This window comes from Proteiniborus ethanoligenes (genome assembly GCF_900107485.1).
Classification (GTDB): Bacteria; Bacillota; Clostridia; order Tissierellales; family Proteiniboraceae; genus Proteiniborus; species Proteiniborus ethanoligenes.
This window is the reverse complement of the sequence record NZ_FNQE01000008.1, coordinates 29021-48692: the sequence shown is the minus strand read 5'-3', so window position 1 is coordinate 48692 and position 19672 is coordinate 29021. Positions and strand designations below refer to the sequence as shown.

At 32.4% G+C, this 19672-nt stretch carries 18 protein-coding genes; 6 read left to right on the top strand and 12 right to left on the bottom strand.

The annotated features are described in order from the left end of the window. Positions 1 to 87: 87 nt before the first annotated feature. The 4 genes from BLV37_RS04605 to codA all read left to right on the top strand — a co-directional run bounded on the left by BLV37_RS04605 (position 88) and on the right by codA (position 4665). Entirely contained in the window at positions 88 to 1131 is a 1044-nt protein-coding gene (locus BLV37_RS04605) for a YeiH family protein (protein WP_091727930.1), read from the top strand. Between the two features lie 128 nt (positions 1132 to 1259). Continuing rightward, positions 1260 to 1868, top strand: a complete 609-nt coding sequence (locus tag BLV37_RS04600; protein ID WP_091727928.1) for an FMN-dependent NADH-azoreductase — start codon at positions 1260 to 1262, stop codon at positions 1866 to 1868. Between the two features lie 263 nt (positions 1869 to 2131). Beyond that, positions 2132 to 3373, top strand: a complete 1242-nt coding sequence (gene codB / locus BLV37_RS04595; protein ID WP_091727926.1) for a cytosine permease — start codon at positions 2132 to 2134, stop codon at positions 3371 to 3373. Positions 3374 to 3429: 56 nt separating this feature from the next. Next, positions 3430 to 4665, top strand: a complete 1236-nt coding sequence (gene codA / locus BLV37_RS04590) for a cytosine deaminase (protein ID WP_091727923.1) — start codon at positions 3430 to 3432, stop codon at positions 4663 to 4665. A gap of 58 nt (positions 4666 to 4723) precedes the next feature. Here the strand turns inward: codA and BLV37_RS04585 are convergent, their stop codons facing one another. From BLV37_RS04585 to BLV37_RS04545, 9 genes are all read right to left on the bottom strand, one after another. Next, positions 4724 to 5995: a M14 family metallopeptidase gene (locus BLV37_RS04585; RefSeq protein WP_091727921.1), complete on the bottom strand. Its 1272-nt coding sequence runs from the start codon at positions 5993 to 5995 to the stop codon at positions 4724 to 4726. Between the two features lie 136 nt (positions 5996 to 6131). Continuing rightward, positions 6132 to 6329 (bottom strand): cold-shock protein, encoded by a 198-nt coding sequence (locus BLV37_RS04580; protein WP_091727918.1) that lies wholly within the window; start codon positions 6327 to 6329, stop codon positions 6132 to 6134. 201 nt (positions 6330 to 6530) lie between these two features. Next, entirely contained in the window at positions 6531 to 7517 is a 987-nt protein-coding gene (locus tag BLV37_RS04575; protein WP_091727915.1) for a D-cysteine desulfhydrase family protein, read from the bottom strand. Positions 7518 to 7556: 39 nt separating this feature from the next. Next, entirely contained in the window at positions 7557 to 9125 is a 1569-nt protein-coding gene (gene phnE, locus BLV37_RS04570; protein ID WP_244270469.1) for a phosphonate ABC transporter, permease protein PhnE, read from the bottom strand. Further along, on the bottom strand, positions 9106 to 9837 hold the full coding sequence (gene phnC, locus BLV37_RS04565) for a phosphonate ABC transporter ATP-binding protein (RefSeq protein WP_091727910.1): 732 nt from the start codon (positions 9835 to 9837) through the stop codon (positions 9106 to 9108). The genes phnE and phnC overlap by 20 nt, the downstream gene beginning before the upstream one ends. Before the next feature lie 11 nt (positions 9838 to 9848). Then, complete coding sequence (locus BLV37_RS04560; protein ID WP_091727908.1) at positions 9849 to 10721, bottom strand: phosphate/phosphite/phosphonate ABC transporter substrate-binding protein; 873 nt, start codon at positions 10719 to 10721, stop codon at positions 9849 to 9851. An 89-nt stretch (positions 10722 to 10810) separates the two neighbouring features. Next, a complete protein-coding gene (locus BLV37_RS04555; RefSeq protein ID WP_091727905.1) occupies positions 10811 to 11881 on the bottom strand; it encodes a gluzincin family metallopeptidase in 1071 nt (356 codons plus the stop codon). Positions 11882 to 11943: 62 nt separating this feature from the next. Further along, positions 11944 to 13710 carry an ABC transporter ATP-binding protein gene (locus BLV37_RS04550; RefSeq protein ID WP_091728044.1) on the bottom strand — a complete coding sequence of 589 codons (1767 nt, stop codon included), beginning with the start codon at positions 13708 to 13710 and terminating at the stop codon, positions 11944 to 11946. 49 nt (positions 13711 to 13759) lie between these two features. Then, on the bottom strand, positions 13760 to 15502 hold the full coding sequence (locus tag BLV37_RS04545; RefSeq protein WP_342026592.1) for an ABC transporter ATP-binding protein: 1743 nt from the start codon (positions 15500 to 15502) through the stop codon (positions 13760 to 13762). A gap of 194 nt (positions 15503 to 15696) precedes the next feature. Between BLV37_RS04545 and BLV37_RS04540 the strand changes: the two genes are divergently transcribed. Together BLV37_RS04540 and rsiV are read left to right on the top strand one after the other, a co-directional pair. Further along, entirely contained in the window at positions 15697 to 16182 is a 486-nt protein-coding gene (locus tag BLV37_RS04540; protein ID WP_091727904.1) for an RNA polymerase sigma factor SigV, read from the top strand. A 17-nt stretch (positions 16183 to 16199) separates the two neighbouring features. Further along, entirely contained in the window at positions 16200 to 17096 is an 897-nt protein-coding gene (rsiV, locus tag BLV37_RS04535) for an anti-sigma-V factor RsiV (RefSeq protein ID WP_091727901.1), read from the top strand. Between the two features lie 243 nt (positions 17097 to 17339). Here the strand turns inward: rsiV and BLV37_RS04530 are convergent, their stop codons facing one another. The 3 genes from BLV37_RS04530 to BLV37_RS04520 all read right to left on the bottom strand — a co-directional run bounded on the left by BLV37_RS04530 (position 17340) and on the right by BLV37_RS04520 (position 19592). Next, positions 17340 to 18506 carry an aldo/keto reductase gene (locus tag BLV37_RS04530; protein ID WP_176967873.1) on the bottom strand — a complete coding sequence of 389 codons (1167 nt, stop codon included), beginning with the start codon at positions 18504 to 18506 and terminating at the stop codon, positions 17340 to 17342. Next, positions 18499 to 18891 (bottom strand): MerR family transcriptional regulator, encoded by a 393-nt coding sequence (locus BLV37_RS04525; RefSeq protein WP_091727896.1) that lies wholly within the window; start codon positions 18889 to 18891, stop codon positions 18499 to 18501. Before BLV37_RS04525 ends, BLV37_RS04530 begins: the two co-directional genes overlap by 8 nt. Before the next feature lie 161 nt (positions 18892 to 19052). Further along, positions 19053 to 19592 (bottom strand): DUF5698 domain-containing protein, encoded by a 540-nt coding sequence (locus tag BLV37_RS04520; RefSeq protein WP_091727893.1) that lies wholly within the window; start codon positions 19590 to 19592, stop codon positions 19053 to 19055. Positions 19593 to 19672 lie beyond the last annotated feature (80 nt).

Here is a 19672-nt window from a genome sequence, read left to right as displayed (position 1 = left end):
TTATAAACATATAATTATTTATAATTAGATTTTATAATTAGTAGATGTTAAAATCAATATTGAGTTTAATTTTAGGGAGTTGATTTTATGACATTTATAAAAAGAAATACATTAGGAATATTCTTCACAGCTATACTTGCATATATTTCAGTATTTATAAGTAAACTAATGCCCTACAACCTAATAGGTGCGGGAGTTTTTGCTTTATTAATAGGTATGATATTAAATCCTATAGTTTCTAAATACAAAATATTGCATAAGGGTTTTGAATTTACATCTAAAAAAATACTACGCATTGCTATTATACTTATGGGACTAGGTCTTAGCTTTAAACAGGTAGTAGAAGTAGGCAAATTTTCTTTAATCGTTATGATATTTACTCTAGTTACCGCATTTGGTGGTGGATATTTACTTGGTAGGCTTTTTAATATGAATTGGAGATTATCAAGCCTTATTTCTGCTGGAACAGGTATATGTGGAGGTTCAGCAGTTGCTGCTATTGCACCAGTCATTGATGCAGAAGAAAGTCAAATCGCCTATGCAATTTCTGCAACCTTTATATTTGATATTATTATGGTAATTCTCTTCCCTATAATGGGAAGGTTCTTTAATATGTCAGATCTAGGCTATGGACTATGGACAGGAACTGCTGTAAATGACACATCATCAGTGGTTGCAGCAGGCTATGCTTTTTCTGATATAGCTGGAAACTTTTCTGTCATTGTGAAGCTTACTAGAACCTTATCTATTGTGCCTATTGTACTAATTTTTTCTTATATTAATGAAAGGCTCCTTAGAAAAAGCGATAAAAGCTCTTTAGATAATAATATTAATATTAATACTCATACTAGAAAAAAAATTAATCTCAAGAAAATCTTCCCCTGGTTTATTTTAATGTTTCTGGTTATGGTAGCTATTAAAAGTACTGGTACAGTACCACAGGCCATAAGTTATTCTGTTTCAAATATAAGCAAATATTTTATGGTCATGTCCCTAGGAGCTATAGGTCTTAGAACAAATTTTAACAAACTAGCGAAATCAGGTTTTGCGCCAATGCTACATGGATTTATTATATCTGCATTAGTTGTAATAGTTTCCTTCTTAGTACAAATGGCTGTGGGACAAGTATAAAATATGTAATCGTTTTCTATATATTTTATCCCTAGCCTTGTTTTGTAAATAATTTAATCCATTTTTGCAAATAATTAATGTATTAGAAGTTATCATATAAGTAAAATTTGTGCTAGGGAGGAAGATTAATGAGTAAAGTTCTTTATATCAAAGCAAATGCAAAGCCTGAGGGCATCTCAAGAACCTTTAAGCTCTCAGATAGTTTTATTGAAGCATATAAAAGCAGTTACCCAAATGATGAAGTAATAACTCTAGACCTATATAAGGAAAATATAAAACCTTTAACAGAAGATGATATCAGTGCTATTTACAGCCCTAAAACTGACCAGAGCAGGAATCATCCTGTCTTAAGGTATGCATATGAATTTGCAGAAGCGGACAAATATGTTATTGCAGCACCTCTATGGAATTTAAGTATTCCTGGCATACTAAAGCTATATTTTGATTATGTCACTGCTACAGGAATTACATTTAACTATACTTCTGGCGGAGGTGTAGCTGGATTGTTAGAAAATAAAAAAGCAATTCACATTGTGACAAGAGGTGGAGAATATTCAGAGCCGCCAATGTCTGAATATGAAATGGGAGATAAGTATTTAAGAGTCCTATTAGGCTTTTATGGTGTAAATGATATTAGCACATTTGCTGTTGAAAATATGGATCGTAGTGATACAAATGTTGAAGCAGTATTAGAAAAAGGAGTTAAAGAATTACAGGAAAAGGCTAAAGACTTTTGATAATTAATATTATAAAACTGTTTTCAATTTATCTAAGTTATCAGTTAAATCTGATAACTTTTTTTATAATAAAATTTTTAAAAATTTTTTTAAAAAAGAAGGATTTTTCATTTTTGTGTCAAATATATATAATCAAATGTAAACGTTTACATTTTTAAGATTTTTAAAAAATCAGTAGTCTGCACGAAAAAATATAAGATTTTTTATATTTTTTTATCTTAAAATGTAACTGGTTACATAAATAAATTAAAGGGGGATTTTAAATGTCAGATTTAGCAAGAAAAAAGGCAGTTGATACTGAGCACTCGCTATCAGCGGTGGATGCTGCTAGTAGACAAGGTTTCTGGGCAGTACTTGTAGTTATGGTGGGCTTTACTTTCTTTTCACCTAGTATGACAGCTGGCGGTAACTTAGGAATAGGCCTTAACATGAAAGACTTCTTCCTCGCAATGATTTTAGGTAATGCATTTTTAGGTATTTACACTGGAGCCCTAGCTTATATTGGTCAATCTACAGGTCTTACATTAGACTTACTTGCTCGTTATTCATTTGGAGAAAAAGGTTCTTATTTATCTTCCGTCCTAATCAGTTTTACTCAAATAGGTTGGTTTGGCGTGGGCGTTGCTATGTTTGCATTACCCGTAGGAATATTACTAGGTATTAATACTACTCTTCTAATTATAGTAACTGGAGTATTAATGACAGCAACAGCTTATTATGGAATCAAAGCACTTGCAGTTTTAGGTTCTGTAGCAGTTCCTCTAATAGCTGCATTAGGAATTTACTCAGTAAATTATGGTATTAATCAGGTAAATGGTTTTGCTAACGTTTTTGCAGACGTTCCTGCAGCGCCAATCACTATGGCAGCAGCTCTTTCAATAGTAATTGGAAGCTTTGTTAGTGGTGGAACTAGTACTCCTAACTTCACTCGTTTTTCAAAAACTTCTAAAATTGCAGTATGGGCTACTGTAATAGCTTTCTTCATTGGAAATAGTATCATGTTTGTATTCGGCGCAGTAGGCGGAGCAGTTACAGGAACTCCTGACATATTTGATATACTAATCACTCAAGGACTTATGATACCTGCTATTATTGTATTAGGATTAAACATATGGACTACAAATAACAATGCACTATACACGGCAGGACTTGGACTTGCAAACATAACTAAAATTCAAAGTAAACCAATGGTACTTGTTGGTGGTGGAATTGGAACAGCAGCAGCACTTTGGTTATATAACAACTTTGTATCATATCTAAGCTTGCTTGGTGGTATGATACCTCCAGTTGGAGTAGTTATTATAATTCACTTCTTTATGAACAGAAAACAATATGAAACTGAAGGTTTCAAGCCTGTTTCTGTAAATGTTGGTGCTATAGCAGCTGTTGTAGTTGGGGCTGCGGCAGGAGTATTCGTTAAATGGGGTATTGCACCAGTAAACTCTCTTGTAGTTTCTGCAGTAGTATTCTTCATAGCTGAAACTATGAATAAAAAAAGAGCATAAATAAAAATTATCATAAATGCTAAAACACGAATCAAATTAAGAAAGGAGATATTAATATGTTAATTAAAAATGTATTTCTAGAAAACAGCACTGAAAAAACAGACATTCTTGTTAAAGATGGTAAATTTGAAAAAATAGCTCCTAATATTACAGCTCCAGAAGGGGTAGAAGTTATTGATTGTGATGGTTGTATGGTATTACCACAATTTATAGAGTCTCACGTTCACCTTGACTCTGCACTAACTGCAGGAGACCCAAGATGGAATTTATCAGGAACACTATTTGAAGGTATAGCTTGTTGGTCTGAAAGAAAAGAAAAATTAACTAAACAAGATGTTAAAGACAGAGCTAGAGAAGCTATAAGAAAGCAAGCATCAAATGGTATCGGTCATGTTCGTACACATGTTGACGTAACTGACCCAACACTAGTTGCTTTAGAAGGACTATTGGAATTAAAGGATGAATTAAAAGATGAGGTAAATGTTCAAATAGTTGCATTCCCTCAAGAGGGAATTATGAGCTTCCCTAATGGTGAGCAACTAATGGAAAATGCAGTTAAAATGGGTGCTGACGTTATAGGTGCTATACCACACTTTGAATTTACTAGAGAATATGGTGTTGAAAGCTTAAACTTCATAATGAAATTAGCCGAAAAATACGATAAATTAGTAGACGTTCACTGTGATGAAATAGATGATGAACAATCACGTTTTGTTGAAACTTTAGCAGCAAGAGCTTATGAATCTGGATTAAAAGAAAGAGTTACTGCAAGCCATACTACTGCAATGCACTCCTATAACAACGCGTACACATATAAGCTGTTTAGGTTATTACGTATGAGCAAAATGAATTTTATTGCTAACCCATTAGTAAATACTCACCTTCAAGGACGTTTTGATACTTATCCAAAACGTAGAGGAGTAACTAGAGTAAAAGAGCTATTAGCTGATGGTATCAACGTTTCATTTGGTCATGATGATATATTTGACCCATGGTATCCATTAGGAGATGGCAATATGAGAGATGCTCTTCATATGGGATTACATGTATGTCAAATGATGGGCTACGAAGAAATTCTTAATTCCTATAGGATAATTACTCATAATGCTGCAAGAACTCTTAACCTAGGCGAAAGCTATGGAATTAAAGAAGGAAATCCAGCAAGCTTTATAGTTCTTAACTCTGACAACTTCTATAATGCGCTTAATGAGAAAAAAGAAGTATTATATAACTTCACTAAAGGAAAATTAATAGCAAAAACTGAACCAGCTAAAAAATCAGTTCTATTTTAATAAATAAGAGCAAAACAAAAGGAAAGGGGTCCCCTTTCCTTTTGTTTTGCCTAATTATCTATACTACTGCACCCAACAACAGCACTTCTTCATTCTGATTATATATTGTAGGAAATTGAGAAATAGGTAGAGGATTTACTCCCCGCCCAACTTCAATTGTATATCCTGGTCTTCTATACTCTTGAATAAACCAATCCTTATATCCTGCATAAGCTGCCTCTCCTGGGTTCTCAGATATAGGATAGCCACTAGCTCTTGAAAGCATTCGTCCAATAGTTAAGGCCTCAGGGGGAGCTAGGTTTTGAAACTGATAAAAAATCACCTCTCCCTGTGTATGATATGCAATTACCAGCCTGAAATTATGCTGCCTAGTGAAGCTTGCCATAGCAATAGATTCAGGCTCTGATAAGGGATACGGCCCACCGTAGTCTCTAGGAGCAGGCCCTGTTATTCCTTGCTTTATTTCTAATTCTTTTTCTTTTTCCCATAATGCTGGATAATTTAGGTTTAGATCTGTACCTCTAATATTCGCTTTCCATACCCTTGGTAATGGCAAGCCTGTCGTATTTAACCTAGCAGCCTGTTCATATTCTTCATTAGGGTAGTTGGGCCAATAGTTTACTAAATCTACCCCATCAGGATTGACCATAGGTATAATATAGATGCTACTCCTGCTCCAAATATTAGGAACATTATACCCTCTAATATTCTCTTTGTTTGCATATGCCTTAGAAAAGTTTTCAATAAATTTCATTAGTAGGGTTGTAGTTATCCATTCATTTGCATGATGGGCTGCATTGTAGGTCACCTCATTAGGTCCATCACCTAGCTTTATGCAATATAAATTTTTGCCCATAGAGCTATTTCCAATGGAGCTTACTTCAATAAATGGATATCTCGCCTTTAATCCGCTTATTTGCCTTTCAAGAATATCATATGTGTAATCAATATCTGTAAATACAATATCAATCCCATAAGGCACTACTATTCTCTGACCTACAGCTAGATTATTAGGAGCAATTCCCGGATTAGCAGTTAATATTGCACTTACAGTTGTGTAAAACTTAGAAGCTATACTGTATAATGTATCTCCTGATTTAATAGTATAGGTATCATGCCCTAATAAAAGTCTGTCGAATACCTTCCACGTTGCAGGACCTACGATGCCATCAGGGGTTAATCTATTATTTCCTTGGAAGGCTATGACAGCCTGCCTAGTTTGAGCACCAAATATTCCATCTACTGCTCCTGGATTATATCCTATCTTGTTAAGAAGACTTTGAACCAGCTTGACATTTGGACCTCTTGAACCTAAAGTCAAAGTTTCCATTATCATTCCACCTTTTCCCTTTTTAATATATCTTATAAATTAGGAATGAATTTGTGGCTGTCCAATTTCCTTTTATCTTAGGGCCAAAATTAAAAACCTGAAGATTTTACTCTTCAGGTTCTCTTTTCTTAGTCAATTATAATATTGTAATGTTTTCAGCTTGTGGGCCTTTTGCACCTTCAACAACATTAAAGCTTACTTTTTGACCTTCTTCTAAAGTTTTGAATCCTTCTTTGTTGATTTGTGAAAAATGAGCGAAAACGTCATTTCCTTCTTCTGTAGTGATAAATCCAAATCCTTTTTCTGAATTAAACCATTTTACTGTACCAGTCATGCTTTATTACCTCCGAAATTTTTATTCCTTTAATTCTCTGTAATATTAAATAATAAATAAAAATTCCGAAAATCTGTACTCTAACTTAGCTTTGTTCTTAGATACTTCGAAAAATATTCATATATAATTAATTTACTTCCGAATTAAGGTTCTCTATTAGTATATACCATATAAAAAATATTACAAGTGTTTTTTTGATTTTTATAAGAAAAACATATCTTTTTTAGAAAAAACTCCAAAAATCCCACCTGTATGAATAAATAATATTTTTCTATAATGCTTTAGTTTTCCTTTTTCTATTTCCCCTACTAACCCAAGCATTGCTTTTCCAGTATATACAGGATCTAATATTATTCCCTCTAGCTTTGCAAATCTATGTATGAATCTAATTTCCTCAGGACTGCTTATAGCATATCCTTTGCCTACATATCCATCCATAATATTAATATCATCCTTAGAAAACTCTATTCTTTCTCCTGTATATTTAAAGCTATCTTCTAGAATATTCTTTATTCTCTCTTTAAAATAGCTGCTATCATCACAAACATTAAATCCTATTATTTTTGCACTGTTTTTGTATGCTAAATTTGCATAAAACAAGCCTGCATAAGTGCCTCCAGATCCTACAGCCGTAACTATAGCATCAAATTTAAAACCTAGATCAACTTCCTGCTTCAATATTTCTTCCATTGCTCTATAGTATCCAAATGTGCCTATACCATTAGATGCTCCCTCTGGTATTACATATGCCTTGTGCCCTTTTCTATTCAGCTCATCTGCTAATTCTAGCATTATATCTGTTCTTCTTTCCCTGTAATCCTCCGGTGCAATGAATTTAATATCTGCCCCTAAAATCTTATCTAGAAAGTAATTTCCCTCTATATCATCTTCCCTAGTCCCTCTAAGTACTAAGTATGATTTTAACCCTAATCTAGCAGCTATTGCAGCCGTAGCTCTTGCATGATTTGATTGGATTCCGCCACAAGTAATTAAGTAGTCGCATTTTTGCTCTAAAGCTTCTTTTACTGCAAACTCTAGCTTCCTTATTTTATTTCCCGATATTTCTGTTCCTGTCTGATCATCTCTTTTAATATAGATCTCTACATCTCCTAGCTCTTTAGACAACCTGTCTAGCTTTTCAATCTTTGTAGGCAAATTCGCAAACTTCAAAGCACTAGGTAAACTCATATTATCCCTCACTTTATATATTATTTGTATTATATTAGCTTATGATAACAGTCTCCTTATATAATAGCTTATCTTGTCTATTATAATTATCATTAAAGAAATACCTAAAAGCAAAAAGCCTACTCTTTCCCAGTTCCTCCATGTAATGTTCATAGATAATATGGTTCCTATGCCTCCAGCTCCTATAACACCTAAAATAGTAGAATTTCTAATATTAGATTCTAATCTATATAATAGAAGGCTTATAAAGGTCGGAAAGGTGTGTGGTAATAGTCCATTGCTATAGCTTTGAAGGTTTGTAGCACCAGTTACTATTACACTATCTTGAATGTTTTTTTGTGTGCTTTCTAGTACTTCACTATACATCTTTGTAAGTACACCTGTAGTATATATGCTAAGTGCCATGGCTCCAGCTAAGGGTCCAGGTCCTATTCCTCTAAAGAAAATTATTGCTGTTATTATAGGTGGGAATGTTCTTAAAACATTGATGGCGCCCTTTAAAAACAAAGATACTCCTTTGTTTGGAGCTGTATTATATGCAGTTAAATAGGAAAGCGCTAATGCAAAAATGCCTCCAACAATAGTAGCAAAGATGGCTATGAAAAAGCTTTCTTTTATACCCTCTATGAATTTAGGAAAATATGAAAGGTCTATTTTTATCATTCTCCCTAATATCTGTCCACCTTGTCCTAATCCAAGGATAAACCTGTCATAGGATATATTTAAGGATTTAATAACTAAAAACATTAGTCCAATTATTATTAGAGGTATATATATACTCTGTAGGGCTTTATATTTTTTATAGGAGCTTATGGATTTAAAATTAATATATGATTTCTTTAGGTAGCTTCTGATAAATAAACTAGATAAATCTATTAATAAAATTGTTGTGAATAAGATTAGTATCAAGGTTGATAAGTTATCGTATCTTAAATGATTTAAATCTCTCCACATAATTTGTCCTATACCACCAGCACCTACCAGTCCTAAAATAGTAGCACTTCTAATATTAGTTTCGAAAACTATAAAAAAAACTGAAATAGACAGCTCAAACATGTGTGGTAAAACGCAATACCTTAAAACCTGCAAAGAACTTGCTCCTACAGATATAGTTGAATTTAGCTGGTTTTCATTAATTGACTGGATATATTCCCTAAATAGCTTTAAAGACATTAAAAATGCAATAATAGTAAGAGCTATAATTCCCGAAAATTTTCCTATGCTAAACACGCTCACTAAAAGTGCTGCCCAAATTAGGCTAGGAATAGTTCTTAAAAATGAGAATAAAGCTGATAACAATACTGAAAATTGCTTGTTTGGAGCAATATTGCTAGCAATAAGTAATGAAAAGGGTACTGCAATAAAAACACCTGTAATAGAAGATATTATTGCAATTTGTATAGTTTCCATTAGCTTCCCGAACACTTCATTCCTATATGACATATTTGGGCTTAACATTCTTTCAAAAAGATTTAACATACTAGGGATCCCTTTAAATAATCTTATGAGGCTAAAATTAACTTTGTATCCAAGAAATATTAAGATTACTGCAGTTCCTAATATACATAAATATTTATATGCTTTCTTCTTAAAGATATATTGCTTCAAGGAGTTCATCCCTTAAGTCACCTGCACTTCCATCATAGACAACCTTCCCATTTTTAAGCCCTATAATCCTCCGACAATACTTCTTAGCTAAATTTACATCATGAAGATTAATCATTATTGTAATATTCTTTTTTTCATTTACCTTTTTAAAATAATCCATTATAGTTTGAGAAGTAGACACATCTAAGCTAGAAACTGGCTCATCTGCTAGTATTATCTTAGGTCTTTGGCAAAGAGTCTTGGCTATAGCAACTCTTTGCTTTTGGCCACCACTTAATTGATCTGCCCTTTCAAACATTTTTTCACTTAATCCTACTTGTCTTAAGGCGGTACTGGCTCGTTCATAATCCTCATCACTAAATATACCAAAAATCGATTTAAAGGAAGACTTGTAGCCAAGCCTTCCTACTAAAACATTGTCTATAACAGTAGATCTATCGATTAAATTATAGTCTTGAAAAACAAAGCCTATACTTTTTCTAATACTTCTTAACTGAGAATTACTCAACCCTGTAACATCTACATTGTCAACTAATACTTTTCCCTTATATGGTCTAACTAATAAATTTATTGTTTTGAGTAAACTGGATTTCCCACTGCCGCTTGAGCCTATTATGCCTACAAATTCTCCTTGCTTTACTTCTAGATTTACATTGTCTACTGCTAATACCTTTCCATCATACAGGACAGTAATGTTCTCCAACTTTAGCATCCAATCAACTCCTATTGACCTTCTTTTAAGTCCACATTCATGGTTTCTGCAGTAGTTCTTATAATATCATAATCTGTATCTGTAGCCTCTTCAAAGCCATACATATTAAACAGCTCCTTTAGAAGTGAGCTGCCTTCCTCTGTACCTGCTATTTTTAATAATGCAGCCTTAATCTTATTTTGAAGCTCCTTATCCATATCTCCTCTTACGGTTACGCTTATATTAGGAATATAATCTGTATAATCTAGAACCTCTGTTTTCTCCATTGCATCAGGAAACTCATTTGCATACCTTTCTCTAACATCTACAAAGGTAACTGCAACGTCCACATCCCCATATAAAAGAAGCTGTAATGACTTGTCATGCCCGCCACTATAAACATAATCTATATCCTTTTCAATATCTATTCCTTCCTTGATTAAATGTGCTCCTGGGAAAAGATATCCTGATGTTGAAGATGGATCTACAAAAGCTACTGTCTTACCTTTAATATCCTCAAAGCTTTTAATTTCTCCATCTTTTCTTACTAAAAACTGTGAGCGGTATTTAGCTTCACCGCTTTTGTTTAATGCTGTAAGTATAACTTGTGCATTGCTCTCTTTGTTGGCTAAAACATATGCAAAAGGCGGTATAAATCCAAAATCAACTTGACCAGAGCCTAATCCCTCTACAACTCCAACATAGTTAGTAGCTGTAAATCCCTCTACCTTTATTCCAAGCTCTTCAGAAAGCATATTAGTTAAAGGTTCTACAGATTCTATTAATTTGTCTCCGTCTCTCATAGGAACAAAACCCATCTTAATGACCTTTTCCTCTTGTTTTGTACAACCAAATGTTGAGATTACTAAAGCTATAATTAATGCTACAAAAATTATTCTTTTCATCTTCATACCTCCTAGTAATTATATCAATTATAGAATATGTTATTAGCATAACATTTGCAATATGGTTTTTTTATTGGATATTATTTTTCCTAGGACTGATTCTTCTCTTGCCTATTATAATATTCTTCCCAATCAAAAATATATTCGTTTACGTAATCAGTCCATTCCTCACATAATTGCTCAGCATTTTTACCATATATCTCCTCATATTTTGAATTGAGATCTTCTGCATAATATATCTCCATAAATTTATCTATTCCATACTCATCGATTAGATATTTTACGAAGGAATAGCTTAATGTATAGAATGAATCCACAAGTTCAAATGAATCTCCATAAAAGTCTAGCTCCAATTCCTCCAGTTTACTAATAGCATCGATTGCTATTTGGTTTTCCTCTGTTAGATAAAACTTGGAATAAGGAATAATAATTTCGTGTAGATGAATTGATAGGTCCATGTTGCTGAACTCCCCTTGTATCACTTGAGCTAAACCTTCAGTTAAAGCTAAATGGCTACCATTTCGTGCAATAAGATGGGCCAATTCATGTGCCAAAGGTGGAATACCTTCCTTAAAATCATCTGCATTTATATTTACTTCTAATATAAAATAATCATACGTAACAACAAAGGAAATATTTCCATAGAGAAACTTAAAATTTATAAGACCATCAAAAGCTTCTCCTTGCTTCTCTTTATATTCATCAAGCCAGTTTGGTTTATTTAGATATTGACTAATAGATTCTACTAAATAATCTACTTCAGTTAAAAATTCTATTACATCTTTATACCTGTGCTCTACATGAGAAAATTTTTCCCATTCTCTAACTTTGATTTTGCCATATTTAGATATGTAATATCCTTTTCTTTCTTTAACAAAAAAACCACTTTCCTTATCCTCAAATAAAAAAATTCCTTCTTCTATAGACCCTGTGTGCTCTAATGGCTTTTCTAAATCTAGTGATTCTACTCCATTTATTTTATTATTTAGGTCTGAATCCGCCTCTCCTTCTGCTTCAACATCACTTGACAACTCTGTATGGCTGTTTTCACCAGATATTAAGCTGCTCCTATTTCCACCTAACAAGCCATTACTTATTCCTATATAAATTATTATAGACACAATAAGGATAACTATGGTTAAAGAATATTTCTTCTTCATATTGTTGTCTCCTTTATAGTTTTGTGTAATCTTAAAACCTTCACTTTGATTGAAACTTAGTTTTATATATCTATATTAGCAAACTGACTTTGATAAAGGTTGTAATAATGGCCACCTTTGTCTAACAGCTCTTCATGACTACCTTTTTCTACTATTTCTCCATGATCTATGACCATAATAATATCTGCATCTTTTATAGTGGACAACCTATGGGCAATTATAAATGTCGTTCTATTTTCCATTAACTTAACCATAGCCTCTTGGATTTTAAGCTCTGTCCTAGTATCTACTGAAGATGTTGCCTCATCTAATATTAATATATATGGATTAGCTAGGATTGCTCTTGATATGGCTATTAACTGTCGTTGTCCTTGGCTTAAATTGGTTCCACCTTCATTTATATAGGTATCATAGCCTTGAGGTAGCTTGTTTATAAAGTCCTCAGCCCTAGCTAAGGCAGCGGCATTTTTTATATCCTCATCTGAAGCCCCTAAGTTCCCATATTTAATGTTTTCCCTTATAGTTCCCGAAAACAAATAAGTATCTTGTAGTACCATGCCGAATATTTTTCTTAAGCTATTTTTTTCATAGTCCTTTATATTGATTCCATCTATTTTTATATCGCCCTTATCTATTTCATAAAAGCCCGTCAATAAATTTACTATAGTGGTTTTTCCTGCTCCAGTAGGTCCAACTAATGCTATATTAGTTCCCGGATTTACCTTAAATGATATATTCTTTAAAACTGGTTCGTCCTTCTTATATTCAAAGCTTACATTTTCAAATTCTACCTTACCCTTAATATCCTTTATGATAATAGCATTATCACTATCCTTTCTTTCTTCTGATTGGTCTAATATCTCAAATACCCTTTCTGCACCTGCTATACCTGATTGTAAAGTGTTAAATGTATTTGCAAGCTCATTTAATGGTCTTGTAAATTGCTTTGAATAAGAGATAAAACTAGCAATAACCCCCACAGAAATAACACCTCTAAGGGCTAAGCTTCCACCAAATATGGCTATAATCCCAAAGCCAAAATTGTTTATCACATTCATGAGAGGCATGATAAATCCAGACCAAATCTGTGCCCTTACTCCCACTTCTCTCAATATCTGATTTTGAGCTTTAAACTCATCTATTACCTTTTCTTCATTGTTAAAGGCCTTTACCACATGTATTCCTGCTATGGTTTCTTCAATATGTCCATTTAATCTACCTAAGGTTTTTTGCTGCTCTCTAAATAAAAGCTTAGTTTTTTTTGCTATAAATCTAGTAAGGAAATATACCATAGGTACAGTAATCATGCTTGCAGCAGTCATTAATGGGCTTAAATAAATCATCATGGCCAATGAACCTAGTATACTAACCGAAGATGCCATAAACTGTATAATAGATTGAGATATGGTAGTGCTTACATTGTCAATGTCATTAGATAGCCTACTCATAATCTCTCCATGAGTATGGGTATCAAAAAACATAATAGGTAAGGATTGAAGCTTTTGAAATAGGTTTTCTCTTAATGTGAAAACCACTCTTTGAGCAATACCTGCCACTAAATATTCCTGTAAAAATGTAAGCATATTATCTACTATGTATATTGATAATAATATTAACATAATGTGCCTTAGCTTTTGAAATTCGACAAGATATTTCCCTGGAAATATGGCATCTATTGCTTTACCAATAAAATAAGGAACTAATAATCCTAAAAGCCCTGATACCATTATAAATAGAAAAGCTATAAGCAGCTGTTTCTTTTCGTTTCTAAAGAAATGCCATAATCTTTTTAAGGTGTATCTAATATCCTTTGCCTTTTTTGCAGGCATAATAACACCTCGTCCCCCTGCAATGCCTACAGGCCCTCTTTGTCCATGTTTAGGAATCAAGACTATGCACCCCCTTACCTATTTGGGAACGGTATATATCACCATATACTTCACAGCTTTTCATAAGCTCTTCATGTACCCCTAAGCCTACTATTTTTCCTTTGTCTATTACAATAATTTTGTCTGCATTCATTACAGATGTAATTCTTTGGGCAATTAGTATGGTTGTAGTATTTTTCAAATACTCATTTAATCCTTTTTTAATATTTCTTTCAGTTATTAAGTCTACTGCAGAGGTACTATCATCTAAAATAAGGACCTTAGGCTTTTTTATAAGTGCTCTGGCGATGGATATTCTTTGTTTTTGACCACCCGATAGGTTCACTCCGCCTTGTCCTATATATGTATTATAGCCATCATTAAATGATGTAATAAAATCATGGGCTTGAGCTATTTTAGCTACCATTTCCACTTCTTCATCTGTTGCATTGTCGTCTCCCCATTTTATATTGTCTTTTATGCTTCCTGTAAACAATAAAACCTTTTGAGGGACTATAGCTATTTGTTCTCTTAACTGGCTAAGACTAAACTCCCTTATATCTATATTATCAATCATTACTTTACCCTTAGCCACATCATAAAATCTAGGTATTAGATTTATTAGAGTAGATTTCCCCGAGCCAGTAGAGCCTATTATTGCAAGAGCCTCACCGGGATTTACGGAAAAGCTAATATTCTCTAATACATATTTCCCACTGGAGCTATATTTAAAATACACATCATCAAATTCTACTTTTCCCTTTAAGCCTTTTATTGGAGTAGGCTCATCTTTTACGTCTATAGTATCCTTTGCTCTAAATACTTCTCCTACCCTCTCTGCTGAAGCCCTTGCTCTGATAAACATATTTAATACCCTAGTCATTATCATGAGAGCAAATAAAACTTGAGTCATGTAGTTTATAAAGGCCATTATTTTACCTACCTCCATATCACCTACATTAACTCTTAAGCCACCAAACCATAGGACCATTACTATACCTATATTAACTGTTAATGCAACTAAAGGATTAAATACTGCAACTATTCTCATACCTTTTAAGGTAACCTCTTTTAAATCCTGATTTACTTTTCTAAAGCGGTCTTTTTCATAATCAAACCTATTAAATGCCTTAACCACCCTAATACCAGCCAGGTATTCTCTCATTACACCATTTACTTTATCTAAGGCCTTTTGAATTTTTGTAAATATAGGATAGGAAATCTTTAGATTTATACCTATAATTAAGCCTACTACAGGAACTACTCCTAAAAGTATAAGTGCCATTTTAGGATTTAATAAAAATGCCATTACTATGGCTCCTAAGCCTAATACAGGAGCTTTTACAAACACTCTCATCATTCCATGAGCAAAATGCTGTATTTGATTTATATCGTTTGTCAATCTAGTAATCAATGAGGCATCCTGAAATTCATCTATATTGTCAAAGGAAAATCCCTGAATTTTTATATACAAATCCTCTCTTAGGTCTGCACCAAAGCTTTGAGATACTCTGGAAGATACTATGTTTCTAATAACTGCACATACAGCACCTAAACCAGTCATTAAAAGCATAATACCTCCTAGTTTAAGTACATAGTCCATATCTCCTCTTTTTACACCATTGTCAATTATCTTTGACATGATAGTAGGCTGAATTAAATCTCCAACAGTTTCAAGAATTAGAAAAGTCAGTGCAATTAGAAATTGTCCTCTGTATCTATTAATATATTTATTTAAATAGTTCATATTCATATTAGACTCTCCTCAATTTGATATACAATAATATTATATTATTTAGACACTCTAAATACAAATGTAAACTATAGTTAATACTAATGATTGTAACAAATAAAACTATAGGCACATTTAAAACTTTTTATATTGTTTATCCGTCTATGTATTGTAAGACAATTAAGATACGTATCGAAAAAGGGGACCTCGACTTTATGAGAAACAAAAATTTAGAAAAAGTACTTTCAGAACAGATATTAAACTATAAAGAAAAATACTATAGGCTAGCATATAGTTATGTAAAAAATACTGATGATGCTTTAGACATAGTGCAGGAATCTATATATAAAGCTATTACATCCTTAGATAAAATCCAAAACCCAGAATATATTAAAACTTGGTTTTATAGGATTGTAATTAATACTTCATTAGATTTTTTGCGAAAACAAAAGAAAATTGTAATAGCAGATGCTGAAACTTTGGAGTTTTATAGCCCTGGGGCAAATGACAATTATAAGGATTTAGATTTGCAAAAGGCATTAGATAATTTGCCCCCTAATTATCGTAGTATTATAGTGCTTAGATATTTTGAAGATTTGAAGATAGAAGAAATAGCAGATATTTTAGAGCTAAATGTTAACACAGTAAAAACCAGGTTATATTCTGCACTTAAAAAGCTACGATTAAATATGGAAGAATAATGTTTAGGAGGCATAGTATGAATGATAAGAAAATAGAGGAGTTAAAAAAGCAATATATGAATACACCGATTCCCGAAGAATTAGATTTTTTAGTAAGAAAAACTTTAAAAGACGGAGGAATAAAGACTATGAAGAAAAATAATAAATACAGATGGATTAGTATAGCTGCTTCAGTAGCTGTAATATTTACTGCAAGTGTTAATATTAGTCCAACCTTTGCAGATGCATTGTCAGAGGTTCCTGTTATCAAAGGCTTAGTTAAAGTACTTACCTTTAGAGAGTATAAAGTAGATGAAGATACCTATAATGCTAACATTAAAATACCTGCTATAGAAGGTTTAGAAAACAAGGATTTGGAAAATAAATTGAATGAAAAATATCTACAGGAAAATAAAAAATTATACGAGGATTTTATGTCTGAAATAGAAGATTTAAAGGCTAATGGTGGAGGACATCTAGGTGTAGATAGTGGATATGAAATAAAAGCTGACAATGATAGAATTCTCTCCATAGGTCGTTATATAGTAAATACTGTAGGTTCTTCATCAACAGTATACAAATTTGATACTATTGATAAAAGAAATGAAGTTTTAATTACATTACCAAGTTTATTTAAAGATAGTAGCTATATTGACATAATCAGTGAAAATATTATAGATCAAATGAAAGAACAAATGGAATTAGATGGAGAAAAAATTTATTGGATTGAAGGATATGTAGAAGAAGGGTTTACAGAAGTATTTGAAAAAATATCAGGGGAGCAAAACTTTTATATAACTGAAGAAGGCAAGTTAGTTATTTCCTTTAATAAATATGACGTGGCGCCAGGCTATATGGGAGTAGTAGAATTTGAAATTCCTACTGATGTAATTTCTGACATATTGGTTAGTGATGAGTATATTAGCTTGAGATAATTACTAATTAACTAGTATTTCAAGGACAGACCTGATAGTTTAAGGTCTGTCCTTTTAAATTCATGACATTCAATGGAGTAATACATCATTACTTTTATTAGTGAGTCATCTGATAGTAAAACTATTTCCTCCAATTCCTCAGGGTAGCTCTCAAAAGGTCTTGTAATCTCTACTGCTACAAAAACTCTAGTGTGAAAGCCTTCCTTTCTAAATACAAAAGCAAATCTTTCCTTACAGTTTAGCCTAATTTAGATTAACTAAAGATTTGATCTTGGATTTAATTTCATTAAGTCTGCTTAATGAGTTATTATCCGTATTTTTGCATTTTAATATCTCCATATACATATTAACTCCAGTTTCGTATTCCATCAGTTTATTTTCAATACAATATTCCATGACATAAATTAAATCTTTATAAGTCTTCTCATAATCGAATGAAAGGTTAGAGTTTAAAATGCCTTCCAATTCTTCATACATTATTTTCCTTAATTTGTTTTCTTCTTCCTCTATAAACTGATTAATCTCTTCTATGCTTTCTTTGTCCAAAAACCAATTTAAAGCTAAGCTGTTTTCTTCTAAATGATTTATATCAGTGGGCCCTGTAAGACCTACAATAACTCCAGGATTTTGAATTGTCCACGAAATGGCTAATTGAACTGGTGTCTTTCCGTGTCTATTTCCTATCTCCCTTAGTTTTTCTGCTATTCTCATACCTGAAATCAATCTAGATTTCTTAAATAATGGATCAATGCTTCTAATATCATTATTTGTAAATTGTGTGCTGCTGTTAATTGTCCCCGATAGTAAACCCCTACCGGTTATACTAAATGCTATGATTTTAAAATCATATCTTGCTTGCAATTGATGAAGCTCTCTATACCTACAAGTACTAACTGGACTCATTTCAGCTAAGACAAAAGATATTTCTCCTAAATCTAGATATTCTATAGTTTTGTCAAAAGGTAAGTGGCCAACTCCGTAGCATCTTATTTTTCCATCTTGTTTCAAGGATTCTAAAGCTTCAAGAGTTTCATCTACAGGTGTATTAGGATCATGGTAATGAACTTGATAGACATCTAAATAATCAGTTTTAAGTTTTTTTAGACTTGTTTCACAGGAGGCTTTGACAAATTCTTTGGATAGATTAACCTTATTCCCTGCAGCGAGCCCGACTTTAGATGCTATGGTAATCTCATTTCTAAAGGGTTTAGTAGCTTTACCAAGTATCTCTTCTGCGTCCGGATAGCTGCTTGAAGTATCATAAAATCTTATACCTAGTTCGTAAGAATGTTTTAATATTCTTATCATTTCTGCTTCTTCAAGTTTAGCTCCATAAGCTCCACTTAATGCATAACAGCCATAGCCGAGAGGTGAAATAGGCAAGTCTAACAAAGATTGTTTTTTAGTCACTATTATTCCTCCTTTGAAGGTTTTCTATTTTCCCAATAATTTTTTCTAAATGCATTTTTACTTTCTTCAATTGTTTTTCTTTCTCTAAAATTTCTAAATGCTTTGATTTTACTCCCTCAAGCAAGGTGTTAATATCCTTATTGTCTATGGTTCTATTTTCTAATCCTCTATCAATCCTTTCATCAATTTCTAAAAGTTTCTTTATATCCTCCAATGTAAACATCATTTCCTTCATAGCCATGATGTTTTGTAGTTTTTTAATATCTTTTTCAGTATAATGTCTATTGTTTTTTCTTCTTTCAATAGTAAGAAGCCCAATCCTATCATAATATCTAAGCGTTTCAATTCCAATGCCATATTCCTTTGAAACTTCTCCAATTAGCATACTAATCACCTCTATAAATAGTATATACCCTTGAGTTAACTACAGGTCAAGATAATATTTCAAATATAATTAACTTATAGAATCTTAATTTTATCTATAAAAAAACAAGGTAGACATTTTTCACTATCTACCTTGTTGCCCTACTACAGTTAACACACTTTCTAAGCCTCTTTAAGTCTTGTAATTGTAATCTTGCCATCTACTTTACTTAAAGTTTTAACTTTTAAAGTTGGATTTACTACTCCAAATTCTTTCATAATACTCTCAAGTATTTTGAATTCTTTTCTTTTGATAATAACTTCAATTTGATATCTTTTCTCCTCATTATTTCCTCTAACAAGAGAATTATTAACTGTATATCCTGTCTCTCTAAGTCTCTTTGATATTTCTATAACCTTGCTTTTATCATTCAAAAATAAGTCTACTTCCAAAATACCTAAGGCTAACCTATCTTCAATTTTATTACCAATGAAAACCCCAACAGTCTTACCTAAGGCATATGCTATGGTAAATTGAAGGCCTTCCGAACTAGTAACCTTACTAAGAATAGTTGCAAAAATCATAGCATCTGCAAAAACTAATAAATAAACCGGATTCATAATTTTTTTAGACATTAATATTGTTTTTAAGGTCGCTAAAACATTTGTAAAAGCAGTTACCAAAAATAGACCTATAAGTGCAAACATAAGATTTGTTGTCATTTCAACACCTCCCTTTAGAATTTTTAGTCATCAAAAAAACTAACATACAATTTGTATGTTAGTTAGTATTTAATTAGTCG

Bases quoted from the DNA above. Each gene is read 5' to 3' on its own strand.
- BLV37_RS04605 (WP_091727930.1), top strand. From the start codon at position 88: ATGACATTTATAAAAAGAAATACATTAGGAATATTCTTCACAGCTATA.
- BLV37_RS04600 (WP_091727928.1), top strand. From the start codon at position 1,260: ATGAGTAAAGTTCTTTATATCAAAGCAAATGCAAAGCCTGAGGGCATC.
- codB (WP_091727926.1), top strand. From the start codon at position 2,132: ATGTCAGATTTAGCAAGAAAAAAGGCAGTTGATACTGAGCACTCGCTA.
- codA (WP_091727923.1), top strand. From the start codon at position 3,430: ATGTTAATTAAAAATGTATTTCTAGAAAACAGCACTGAAAAAACAGAC.
- BLV37_RS04585 (WP_091727921.1), bottom strand. From the start codon at position 5,995: ATGGAAACTTTGACTTTAGGTTCAAGAGGTCCAAATGTCAAGCTGGTT.
- BLV37_RS04580 (WP_091727918.1), bottom strand. From the start codon at position 6,329: ATGACTGGTACAGTAAAATGGTTTAATTCAGAAAAAGGATTTGGATTT.
- BLV37_RS04575 (WP_091727915.1), bottom strand. From the start codon at position 7,517: ATGAGTTTACCTAGTGCTTTGAAGTTTGCGAATTTGCCTACAAAGATT.
- phnC (WP_091727910.1), bottom strand. From the start codon at position 9,837: ATGCTAAAGTTGGAGAACATTACTGTCCTGTATGATGGAAAGGTATTA.
- BLV37_RS04560 (WP_091727908.1), bottom strand. From the start codon at position 10,721: ATGAAAAGAATAATTTTTGTAGCATTAATTATAGCTTTAGTAATCTCA.
- BLV37_RS04555 (WP_091727905.1), bottom strand. From the start codon at position 11,881: ATGAAGAAGAAATATTCTTTAACCATAGTTATCCTTATTGTGTCTATA.
- BLV37_RS04550 (WP_091728044.1), bottom strand. From the start codon at position 13,710: ATGCCTGCAAAAAAGGCAAAGGATATTAGATACACCTTAAAAAGATTA.
- BLV37_RS04545 (WP_342026592.1), bottom strand. From the start codon at position 15,502: ATGAATATGAACTATTTAAATAAATATATTAATAGATACAGAGGACAA.
- BLV37_RS04540 (WP_091727904.1), top strand. From the start codon at position 15,697: ATGAGAAACAAAAATTTAGAAAAAGTACTTTCAGAACAGATATTAAAC.
- rsiV (WP_091727901.1), top strand. From the start codon at position 16,200: ATGAATGATAAGAAAATAGAGGAGTTAAAAAAGCAATATATGAATACA.
- BLV37_RS04525 (WP_091727896.1), bottom strand. From the start codon at position 18,891: ATGCTAATTGGAGAAGTTTCAAAGGAATATGGCATTGGAATTGAAACG.
- BLV37_RS04520 (WP_091727893.1), bottom strand. From the start codon at position 19,592: ATGACAACAAATCTTATGTTTGCACTTATAGGTCTATTTTTGGTAACT.